Origin of the sequence: Dietzia cercidiphylli (genome assembly GCF_014145145.1) — a bacterium.
GTDB lineage: Bacteria > Actinomycetota > Actinomycetes > Mycobacteriales > Mycobacteriaceae > Dietzia > Dietzia natronolimnaea.
In genome coordinates this window covers 1-10,674 of sequence record NZ_JAALEA010000324.1, presented here as the reverse complement: position 1 = coordinate 10,674, position 10,674 = coordinate 1, and the positions used below count along the sequence as shown (strand labels likewise).

At 69.7% G+C, this 10,674-nt stretch carries 9 protein-coding genes and 1 pseudogene; 3 read left to right on the top strand and 7 right to left on the bottom strand.

Going from position 1 to position 10,674, the window contains the following annotated elements:
* Positions 1-150, bottom strand: a pseudogene (locus G6028_RS17715) (lipid-transfer protein); the annotation flags it as partial.
* Positions 151-162: 12 nt separating this feature from the next.
* Positions 163-1,182 (bottom strand): Zn-ribbon domain-containing OB-fold protein, encoded by a 1,020-nt coding sequence (locus G6028_RS11775; RefSeq protein ID WP_338404205.1) that lies wholly within the window; start codon positions 1,180-1,182, stop codon positions 163-165.
* 90 nt (positions 1,183-1,272) lie between these two features.
* On the opposite strand from G6028_RS11775, the gene G6028_RS11770 reads away from it, so the two are divergent.
* The gene (locus G6028_RS11770) at positions 1,273-2,307 is read left to right on the top strand and encodes an LLM class F420-dependent oxidoreductase (protein ID WP_182658978.1); all 1,035 of its coding nucleotides are present in this window, start codon (positions 1,273-1,275) and stop codon (positions 2,305-2,307) included.
* A 19-nt stretch (positions 2,308-2,326) separates the two neighbouring features.
* On the opposite strand, the gene G6028_RS11765 is transcribed toward G6028_RS11770, so the two are convergent.
* Both G6028_RS11765 and G6028_RS11760 read right to left on the bottom strand, forming a co-directional pair.
* Entirely contained in the window at positions 2,327-3,262 is a 936-nt protein-coding gene (locus G6028_RS11765) for a DUF1707 SHOCT-like domain-containing protein (RefSeq protein WP_159148068.1), read from the bottom strand.
* Positions 3,259-4,062, bottom strand: coding sequence for a DUF1707 SHOCT-like domain-containing protein (locus G6028_RS11760; protein ID WP_182658977.1), 804 nt, complete (start codon positions 4,060-4,062; stop codon positions 3,259-3,261). The genes G6028_RS11765 and G6028_RS11760 overlap by 4 nt, the downstream gene beginning before the upstream one ends.
* A gap of 94 nt (positions 4,063-4,156) precedes the next feature.
* Between G6028_RS11760 and G6028_RS11755 the strand changes: the two genes are divergently transcribed.
* Together G6028_RS11755 and G6028_RS11750 are read left to right on the top strand one after the other, a co-directional pair.
* Positions 4,157-5,761, top strand: coding sequence for an acyl-CoA synthetase (locus G6028_RS11755; protein ID WP_182658976.1), 1,605 nt, complete (start codon positions 4,157-4,159; stop codon positions 5,759-5,761).
* Positions 5,762-5,834: 73 nt separating this feature from the next.
* On the top strand, positions 5,835-7,295 hold the full coding sequence (locus tag G6028_RS11750; protein WP_182658975.1) for an aldehyde dehydrogenase family protein: 1,461 nt from the start codon (positions 5,835-5,837) through the stop codon (positions 7,293-7,295).
* Here the strand turns inward: G6028_RS11750 and G6028_RS11745 are convergent.
* The 3 genes from G6028_RS11745 to G6028_RS11735 form a co-directional block, all read right to left on the bottom strand.
* The gene (locus G6028_RS11745) at positions 7,285-8,874 is read right to left on the bottom strand and encodes an ATP-binding protein (protein ID WP_182658974.1); all 1,590 of its coding nucleotides are present in this window, start codon (positions 8,872-8,874) and stop codon (positions 7,285-7,287) included. The two genes, G6028_RS11750 and G6028_RS11745, sit on opposite strands and share 11 nt — an antisense overlap.
* The gene (locus tag G6028_RS11740; RefSeq protein WP_154828893.1) at positions 8,871-10,313 is read right to left on the bottom strand and encodes a glycosyltransferase family 2 protein; all 1,443 of its coding nucleotides are present in this window, start codon (positions 10,311-10,313) and stop codon (positions 8,871-8,873) included. Before G6028_RS11740 ends, G6028_RS11745 begins: the two co-directional genes overlap by 4 nt.
* The coding region (locus G6028_RS11735; RefSeq protein WP_206685750.1) for a HEAT repeat domain-containing protein at positions 10,310-10,674 on the bottom strand (365 nt) is incomplete at its 5' end. The genes G6028_RS11740 and G6028_RS11735, both read right to left, overlap by 4 nt.

The window sequence follows — 10,674 nt, the reverse complement described above, 5'->3', positions numbered from 1 at the left end:
GTCGGTGCGATCCAGTCCGGTCTGCCGGTAGCACTCGGCGAAAACGGGGGCCAGCATCTCGACACCGTTGGTGGTGCCGAAGGTGGACTCGGTGTGGCGGGCGTGGGCGAATCCGACGACGGCCACGTCCCGGGGTGCGTTGGGGGTCACGGGTGGTGTCCTCTACAGGTGATCGGCGTAGGTGTCGGGGTCGGCGTCGGGATCGCCGGTGGGCTCGAAGTGGGCGATGGCCTTCATCGAGGCGGGCCGTTCGGACTCGGGCGTCCACACGGCGCGCACGCGCATCCCCATCCGCACCTCGGACGCCTCGCAGCCCAGCACCAGGTGCTGGATGGGGACGTCGGAGCCGTCGAGCAGGATGTAAGCGGTGACGTACGGGGGCTTGATCTGCTGACCGGCGAACGGCACGTTGACGATGCCGAACGTGGTCACCGTGCCGATGTCGGACACCTCCACGTACTCGCCCATCGCCACGCCGTCGGACGGGCAGTAGTCACGCGGGGGCACGTAGACCTCGGGGCCGTTGGAGCGGCGCCGCCCCAGCACCTTGCCCTGCACGATCGCACGCAGGTACTCGCTCTCGGCGGGTCCGGCCGTGTGGGTGACCGACAGGCCGATCGGCGTCACCACGGTGGTGACCGGGTCGTCGGTCTGCTGTGGGACCTCGTCGTCGTCGACACCGGCGTCGACCGGGGCGTCGGCGGGCACCACGCACGCGATGTCGTGGATGGTCCCGGTGCGCTCGGCGGCCCACCGCAGGCGAACACGCATCCCGGTGCTCACCGCGTCGGGGCCGTCGACGGCCAGCGGAAGGAGCATGGCGGTGTCCGCGCCGTCGAACCGCACGAGCGCCCACGCGAACGGGGAGTCCAGGGGGTTGACCTCGGTGGGATCGGGGACCCAGGTCCATGCGACGACGAGGCCCTCGATCCCGGAACCGGAACCCACCTCCACGGTCTCCGTGAGGGCCCGGCGTGTGTGGGGGTCGAACTCGACCGGCGGCAGGTGCACGGTGCCGGCCGAATCGCGGTTACCGACCAGGCGTCGATCGCGGAGGCCGGTGAAGAACGCTCCCAGCACCGGGCCGGTCGACCGTGTGTAGTCGAACGACGGGGCCAGGGACGCCGACAGTACGGGCTCGTCCGGTGGGGTGATATCGACAACGATCTCTCTGGATGTCACGCCCTCGAGTAGAACACGTTCCACCGCGGGTTGTGTGGGTTTCCCCGGGCGGGACACCACGGGCCAGCGGCGTGGGTCACACTGATGCGCATGAAATTCGCGCTGCAACTCGGATACTGGGGCGCCCAGCCGCCCACCGATCACGCCGACCTCGTGGTGGCGGCGGACAGGGCGGGCTTCGACACCGTCTTCACCGCCGAGGCCTGGGGTTCGGACGCCTTCACACCGCTGGCCTGGTACGGCTCGCTCACCGAGCGCATCCGGCTGTCGACGGCCGTCGTGCAGCTCTCGGCCCGTACGCCCACGGCCACCGCCATGAGCACCATGACGCTCGATCACCTGTCGGGCGGACGCTTCGCGCTGGGGCTGGGTGTGTCCGGGCCGCAGGTGGTGGAGGGGTGGTACGGCCAGCCGTTCGCCAAGCCGCTGGCGCGGACCCGCGAGTACATCGACATCATCCGCCAGGTCCTGCGCCGCGAAGCGCCCGTCACCTCAGACGGCCCCGCGTACGCCCTGCCCTATCAGGGCGACGACGCCTCCGGATTCGGCAAGCCGCTCAAGCCGATCCTGCATCCACTGCGCGAGGACGTGCCGATCTGGCTGGGCGCGGAGGGGCCCAAGAACGTGGCCCTGGCCGCAGAGATCGCCGACGGCTGGCTGGGCTTCCTGGCCTCGCCGCGCACCGCCCACGAGTTCAACGGGTGGCTCGACGAGGGGTTCGCCCGACCCGGGGCGCGCCGCACCCGCGAGGACTTCGAGGTGGCCTTCCTGTGCCAGCTCCACGTGACGGACGACCGCCGCGGCGTCCTCGACGCGTACAAGCCGTTCACCGCCCTGTACGCGGGCGGCATGGGCGCCGAGGAGAAGAACTTCCACGCCGAGGCGTTCCGTCGCATGGGCTTCGGCGACGACGTGGACCGCATCACCGAACTGTTCCGCTCCGGCCGCAAGGACGAGGCCGCCGCCGCGGTGCCGGACGAGATGGTCGAGGCCACCGCGATCATCGGGGATGCCGACTCGGTGAGGTCGCAGATCGCCGAGTGGGAGGCCGCGGGCATCACCATGCTCGTGGTGACCGCCCGGTCGGTCGAGGAGATCGAGACGCTCGCGCAGTTCATCGACTGACGTGGGCCGGGCCCGGGGGTCAACCGCCGTCGCCGACCTCCAGGATCTCGCGACCGGGGCCGACCGTGACCCAGCCGGGTCGGTCCGTGAGCGAGACCCTGACCGCGTAGACGGGCGGGGGCCCGGAGTCGGAGGGGGGTGAACCCGGAGAGATCACCACCCTGTCCGGAACGGCCCCGGGCGCTCCCAACAGGGCGGGCGTCGCCTCGATCGCGAACATCACGGTCTCCGCGTCCACCGCGGCCACAGGAAAACCGGTCGACGCGGGCAGCCGACTGGTGATCCCGTCCCGCCATCGACCGTGGAAGGTGTGTCGCAGCGTCGTCTCCGCGCCGTCAGGATCGGCGCGGCTCAGGTGCGCGGTCTCGCCTTCGATAACGAGCCGCTCCGCGGTGGGGTCGTCGAGCTGGTCGCGTGCGGCATCGATGACGCGGGTCACCCCTTCGGCGGTGAGCAATGGTCCCGGTGCCGTGCGGATCACCTCGACGGAGGCCGGGCGGTCCACCGTGCCGCCGGTCGGGGAGGGTGCGTTCCCGGCGAGGTGGTCCAGACCGGCGATGAGGCCGACGGTCAATGCGCTGGCCAGGACCGCGCGCAGCAGCCCGCTCGCCAGGCGCCTGCGCCCCGCCGGCCCCCGCGTCGAAGGCCCGGGCGGTCGCTTCGCGACGATCCGCTCGCGCGCGTTGGTCCGCCGTACCGAGAGCGGGGTGTCGGCTGACAGGCCCCGGCTGCGTACCTCCAGTTCGAACAAGCGCCTGTTGAGGTCGGCCACCAGTGAGTCGAGGTCGTCGCGGGTGGTCGACAGGGCGGCGTCGCGGCTGCGCTCGCCATGTTCGAGGGGGCCGATCCGGCCGTCCGTGTAGGCGTTGTCCAGGATCTGCCACACGGCTCGCCTGCGGTCCTCGGTGGCCGGCTCCGGGGCGGGCCCACCGGGGGGCGGGGGCGGTGCGCTCATCGGGGGACGCCGACTTCTCTCACGATCCTGTCGTGCCCCACCACTATGTGCCCGCAGTCACCCTCACGACTCACGGTGATCTCGTATGTGGGCTGGGCGAGCGCGTCCGGGCCCACGTCGATCCCCACGAGATCTGCGTCCGAGAGCCCGTTCTCCGCCGCGGAGGCCCGAGCCGCCTCCAGGGCGGCCGGTACATCGATGGACTCCATTGCAACGGAGAGGTCGTCAACGGGGCGGAAAGCCTCCCCTTCGGCGGCCCACTCGCCCAGGTCGTCGCGTCGCCACGAGTCGACCGCCCCGGGGTTTGTCGGATCCTCGATGAGGAGGAGGGCGTAGTCGCCCCTGATGTCGAGCGAGGCCACACGAGCGTCGCCGAACCTCGCACGCGCAGACGAGATGACCTCATCGACGCTGCTCGAGGTGATCGTGTCCTCGGTGCCGCCGACGAGGCCGGTGAACGCACCGTCTCGCAGCGCGAGGACCCCGCCGGCGACAAGGGCGAGCCCCGCCACGGTCGAGGCGCCGACCAACTTGGCGGTGTCGAGCGGGTCGCGTGGCGCGCGGCGGGACCGGGCGACCGGAGTGGAGCGGGTGCCCGCCACCTCGGAAGGCGACCGGGCCGGGGCCGGCAGGTCCGCGAGGATCGCCCGGAGTTCATCGACGTATCCGCTCGACCGCACCTGCCACCCGAGGTGAAGGTGATCCAGGGGGTCGAGGCGCCCATCTGCAGCGGCGGCGTCGAGCTGCTCCCACGCCGCGACGCGCTGGGGGTCGCTCGCGCGGATCCGATGCTGCGCCATGGGCAGGAGGGTAACCACCGGCGGCTCGCCGTGGTCTGGTCACGGTCGCCGGGAAAGCCCGCCATCGCGATAGAACACGTTCTACTATGGGGTCATGAGTGCACCCACGCCTTCCGTCCCCGCCGACGCCGGAATCCTGGATCCGCGGACCGGCGAGCACGTGACCAGCGTCTACCGGATCGCCGAGGCGGATCCGGACCGCATCGCCGTAATCGAGGCGGGCGGTCGGCAGGTCACCTTCGGCCAGCTCGCCGACGCCGCCCACGGCTACGCCCGGGGTCTGCGCGAGCTCGGACTGGAGACCGGTGACTGCATCGTCCTGCTGGCGCCGAACAGCATTGAATTCCTCGAGGTCTACTACGCGGCCATGGAGATCGGGCTCTACGTGGCCCCGGCGAACTGGCACCTGACCGGCCCCGAGGTGGCGTACATCCTCGAGAATTCGGGATCGACGGTGTTCATCGCGGACACCCGGTTCGCCGACGTCGCGACCGTAGCCGCCGGGGAGGCCGGGTTCGACCCCGCCCGCTGCTACGCCATCGGTGAGGTTCCCGGATTCCGTCCGCTGCCCGAGCTCACGGTCCCAGCCGCGGGGGAGGACCCCTTGCCGTCGTCGCGGACCCTCGGCGGCCCCATGCTGTACACCTCCGGCACCACCGGCCGCCCCAAGGGCGTGCGGCGCCCCCTCACCGGCGCCTCGCCGGATCAAGTGACGGTCCCCAACTACTACTTCTTCGCCGGCTTCGACATCCAGGCGCCGGACAACGTCCACATCTGTGGCTCGCCGCTCTACCACACGGCCGTGCTCAACTTCGTCACCATCTCGCTCAATCTGGGCCAGGCCGTGGTGCTCATGGACAAGTGGACGCCCGAGGAGATGCTGCGACTCATCGACGCCCACGGCGTCACCCAGTCGCACATGGTGCCGACGCAGTTCTCGCGGCTGCTGGAGCTGCCGGAGGATGTGCGCGCGAAGTACGACGTGTCCAGCCTGCGCACGATCGTCCACGGCGCCGCGCCGTGCCCCAAGCACGTCAAGCAGGCCATGCTCGACTGGTGGGGCCCGGTCCTGACCGAGTACTACGCCGGGACCGAGGGCGGTGGGTGCACCATCACGGGCGAGGAATGGCTGCGCAAGCCCGGCAGCGTGGGGCGGCCGTGGAAGACCACCACCCTGAAGATCCTCGACGACGACGGCAACGAGCTGCCCACCGGCGAGATCGGCAATGTGTACCTGCAGATGCACGGGTCGAAGTTCGAGTACCACCAGGACAAGGAGAAGACCGCGAAGACCTACGTCGGCGAGCTCTTCACCATGGGCGACATCGGCTACGTGGACGAAGACGGCTACCTGTTCCTGTGCGACCGCAAGAACGACATGATCATCTCCGGCGGCGTGAACATCTACCCGGCAGAGATCGAGTCGGAGATGACCCGCCACGAGGCGGTCCGCGACGCCGCCGTGTTCGGTATCCCGCACAAGGACTGGGGTGAGGAGGTCAAGGCCGTCATCGAACTGGCCGAGGGCTACCCCGAGTCCGACGAGCTCAAGGCACACATCCTCGAGGACCTGTCCGGTCGGCTGGCGAAGTTCAAGATGCCGCGGTCGATCGATGTGGTGGACGAGCTGCCCCGCCAGGCCAACGGGAAACTGATGAAGCGCACGCTGAAGGATCCGTACTGGGCGGACGCGAAGTAGGTCTGGGCAGGGGCGGGCCCTCGTCGTCGTCGGATCCCCGACGCGGGGCGAGAACGCGTTCTACCCTGGACGCATGACCAGGACTCCCACCGCGCGCGACCTCACACTCGACCAGATCCTCGAACGCCAGCGTCAGGCCTTCCTCGCCGACCCCCAGCCGGGCGCGAAGATCCGGCGCGACCGGATCCTGCGCCTCAAACGCCTCGTCCTGGACAACGCCGCGGACCTCACGGAGGCGATGCGCGAGGACTACGGCTCCCGGCCGGAAACGTTCTCCACCCTCACCGACATCGCCTCGTCCATCCCGGACCTGGACCACCAGCGCGGCCACATCAAGAAGTGGATGCGCCCCACGCGCGTGTCCCGAGCCCTGGAGGCGGTGGGCTTCACCCAACAGGTCCGGCACGACCCCAAGGGGGTCGTGGGCATCATCGGACCGTGGAACTTCCCGCTGTACCTCACGATCGTGCCCGCCGGTTCCGCCCTCGGCGCCGGCAACCGGGTGATGATCCGGCCGTCCTCGGTCACCGCGCACACCACCGAGGCCCTGTGCCGGCTGGCACCGGAATATTTCGCCGTCGACGAACTCGCGATCGCCGGACCCGAACACGGCCGTGGTTCGGACTTCTCGGTCCTGCCCTTCGACCACCTGTTCTTCACCGGCTCGCCCGGGGTCGGCAAGTCCGTCGCCAAGGACGCGGCGGAGAATCTCACCCCCGTCACCCTCGAACTGGGCGGCAAGAACCCTGTCATCGTCGACACCAGCGCCGACATCGACCGCGCAGCCCGCAGTATCGCCTCGTCCCGCCTGGTCAACGGCGGTCAGGTGTGCATGTGCCCGGACTACGTGTTCGTCCCCGAGGACCGACTGGACGCGTTCTGCGACACCGTGCTCGACCAGTGGCGCACCAGCCTGCCCGCGATCGTCGGAAACACCGAGTACACGGCGACCGTCAACACCTCGAACTACGAGCGGATCGTCGGGCTGATCGACGACGCCGTGAAGAAAGGCGCAGGCAAGCGCGACGCCGTGCCGGCCGGCGAACGGCTGCCCGACCCGGTCAGCCGCAAGATCGCGCCCACACTGCTCACCGGCGTGACCCCGGACAGGGAGATCGACTCCGAGGAGGTGTTCGGCCCCGTCCTCACGGTATTCGGCTACAAGGGTCTCGACGAGGCGATCCGTTACGTCAACGACCGGCCCAGCCCGCTCGTCCTGTACTGGTACGGGGACAGGAACGACCGCTTCGAGACCGTCGCCGACCGCACCCGCTCCGGCAACATCTACGGCAACGACTTCGGGATCGGCATGGCGTCGTCCGCCATCCCGTTCGGCGGCGTCGGCAACTCGGGGATGGGCGGGTACCACGGCCACTACGGCTTCCGGACGTTCACCCACGAGCGGGCGGTGGCGCACCACTCGTTCTCCTACAACGTCTCGGAGATGATGGTGCCGCCGTTCACCAAGGACAAACAGCGGATGGCCTCGGGCTATCTGGGGGCGATGCAGGTGCGGACACGGCTCAAGCTGTAGTCGGGCCGCGGCCCCCGGGGGCGCTGTCCTCGGGGGTGCGGACGTGGTGCAGCGGCACGGTCAGCCGGAAGGTGGTGCCCTCGCCCTCCGTCGAGTCGAAATTCAGGCCGCCGTCGTGCCCCTCGGCGATCGCCTGGACGATGCTCAGCCCCAACCCGGTCCCGGGGATGGACCCACGCTGGGCGGTGCTCGACCGGAAGAACCGCGTACCCAGGTGCTCGTGCTCGGCCTCGGGGATACCGATGCCGGTGTCGGACACGGTGACGGTCGCCATGTCGTCGTCCGCGGTGACGGTCACGGTGACCGACCCACCCTCCGGGGTGAACTTGATGGCGTTGCTCACCAGGTTGGTCACCGCCCGCTCGAGCTGCAGTGAGTCGCCCGTGACCTCGGCCGGTTCGACCCGCTCGGCGAGCGTGAGGCCGGCGCGGGCGGCCACGGGCCGGAGAGACTCGAGGACGTGACCCACCACGGCGTCGAGGTGGAGCCGGTCGTGGTCGATGTCGAGGCCCCTGGCCTCGATCCGGCTGAGCGTGAGCAAATCCTCGATGAGCCCCCGCAGCCGGTCCGCGTTGCGCTGGACCACCGAGACCAGACGATGCTGGGCGGGGGTGAGGTCGCCGCCGTCGCCGTCGCACAGCATCTCGGTGTAGCCGATGATCGAGGCCAGCGGCGTGCGGAGTTCGTGGCTGACCGTGGAGACGAAGTCGTCCTTCTGCCGGTCCAGTTCCTCGAGCCTGCGGACGTGTTCCTCCCGGCCCGCCTCGTAGTCATCTCTGGCGTCCAACAGCACGTTGAACGCCGCGGCGAGCGCGCGGACCTCCGTCGGGCCCTCGTCGGTGCGGGCGCGGGTACCTCGTCCGCCCTCGGTGTCGTTCCGGGCCACCTCGGCGAGTTCCTCGATGGGATCGACGATCGTCCGGGCGGTCCGGCGGGTGTCACGGATGATCGCGGTGGAGGCCAGGAAGATGATCACGAAGGTCAGCGCGGACCCGCTCCACAGCGTGACCGTCCGCCAGTTGCGCATCTCGACGCGCTTGTCCATGGCGACGGAGAGCAGCGTGTCGGCGGCGGTGACCATCGTCGTGAAGTCCATGACGGCGTCGATGTTCTCCTGCTGGCTGAGGGGGGACTCCCCGGCGGCGAGCTCGGGCGTCGTCCCGACGACCGCCTCGGCGTAGCGCCACCACGATTCGGACGCCGCGGTGAGCTTGCCGAGGGCGGGGGAGAACGCGTCGTCGTCCCCGGCCAGACGCTGCAGCTCGGAAAGGGCCTCCCGCGACTCCGTCTCGCGAACCCTTAGCCTGTCCTCCGCGCCGGGCAGGCCGTACGCACGGTCCATCCGCAGATCGGACTGGGCCCACCGCATCGCGATCACCAACCGGCTGGTGGTGTCGACGACGGGGGTATAGATGGAGCTGGTGCGCTGGGAGAAGTAGAACTGGACCAGCAGGAGGGTGGGCCCCAGCAGTGCGATCACCACCACGAGGACGAGCATGCTGCGGCTCTTGCGGCGCAGGACCTCGGAGACCTTCTCGGCGGGCCGTCCGGAATCCGGGGTCGTCGCTGCCTCCGTCACGACGCCCCCTCCGTGGTGAAGCCGCGGCGCGTCATGACGCCCCACTGCTGCTCGCTCCCGCGCAGCGCCTGCCACCAGCCCCGGAGGCGCCAGATGACGTGGAGCTGGCGGTAGCCGATGTTCTCCAGGACCGACGAGGCGATGAGGGAGAGCATGCTCCCGAACCTGTGGTAACGAGAGAAGTACACCTCGTCTACGGCGGCTGCGGTGAGTGCGACGACGATCGCATACCCGTAGGCCACGGCGAGGAACAACCAGAAAGTGGTGGGATTGACCAGGCCCAGGACGAACCCCAGGACCATGAGCACCAGGCCGACCGCCTCGATGAGGGGCGCGAACAGTTCGAAAGCCCAGTAGTAGGGGACGGCGAGCGTGCCGGCCCGTCCGTATCGCGGATTGCCGAACATCACGCGGTGTTTGACCAACGTCTCCCAGAGCCCGCGGTGCCATCGCGCGCGTTGCTTGCCGAGAACCTTCAGGGTCTCCGGCACCTCTGTCCAGCACACAGGCTCGGGGACGAACGTCACCTGGTAGTCCTCGTCGCGCTCGCGGAGTAGACGGTGGAGGCGCATGACGAGTTCGAAGTCCTCGCCGATGGAGTCGGGGTCGAGTCCACCGACCTCCACGAGCAGGTCGCGTCGGAAGCAGCCGAAGGCGCCGGAGATGAGGATCAGCGCCCGCAGCTTGGACCACCCGGAGCGGCCCAGGAAGAACGACCGTAGATATTCGAGCGCCTGGATCTGGGCGAGGAGGTTGCGTGGCATCCGGACGTCGACGATCTGCCCGGACCGGATGGTGCACCCGTTGGCGACTCGCACGACACCGCCGGTGGCAGCGGTGCGGAGCGGGTCGTCCGCGAACGGCTCGGTGACGATGAGCAGCGCGTCGGGGTCCAACAGTGAATCGCCGTCGACGCAGATGATGAGGTCCTCCACCGCGGTGTTGATGCCGACGTTGACGGAGTCCGAGCGCCCTGAGTTGGCTTTGTCGATGACGGTGAGCCGGGTGTATCCGTCGCGCGGGACGTAGAGACCGCGGGGCACCTGCCGGGTCGGGATGTCGTGGGGTACCTCGCGGTCTGCCCGGACCAGGTCGAACGCCTCGACGAGGACGCGGAGGGTCTCGTCGGAGGACCCGTCGTTGACGACGATCACCTCGTGGCGGTGGTAGCGCAGTCCGAGGAGTGACCGGGCGGCCTCGACGACGCCGGCTGCCTCGTTGTAGGCGGGGACGACCACCGAGACCCCCGGCGCCGTGTGGCTGCCGAGACGTTCGACGCGACCGGAATGACGACGACGACGACGCGTGCTCCGGAAGTCCACGGCCGCGGCGATCACGAGCACCAGGTACGAGGAGTTGATGAGCACGAAGTAGAGCAGGATGGGCCAGGCGATCAGGTCCAGCAGCGTCGCGATCACCACGCGGAGTGTCTCGATCACGGGGCCGGCTCCTCGTCCCGGTGGGCATCCTGATGGGTGGGCTCGCCGGCCCGCCGGGCGCTCGTGGCGAGATCGTACAGGTCGGGCTTGCGTTCGCGGATGCCGATGGCCGTCACGGCGCCCAGTGAGGCGAGGGCCGCCAGGTCGTCGTCCGAGACGGTCGAGGTGTCCCGGACGGAGATCTCCGGCGGGATGGTGCCGCGTTCCAGGGCGTCGACGAGGACGGCCTCACCCCTCCGGCCGAGGGAGGCGAGCGCAGCGGCGGCCACCTCGGCCAGTCGCCGGTCGGCGTCCGTCAGGACCGAACGCAGGGGCGGGATCGCGGCCGGGGCGCCCAGTTCCCCGAGGGCGGTGGCGGCGG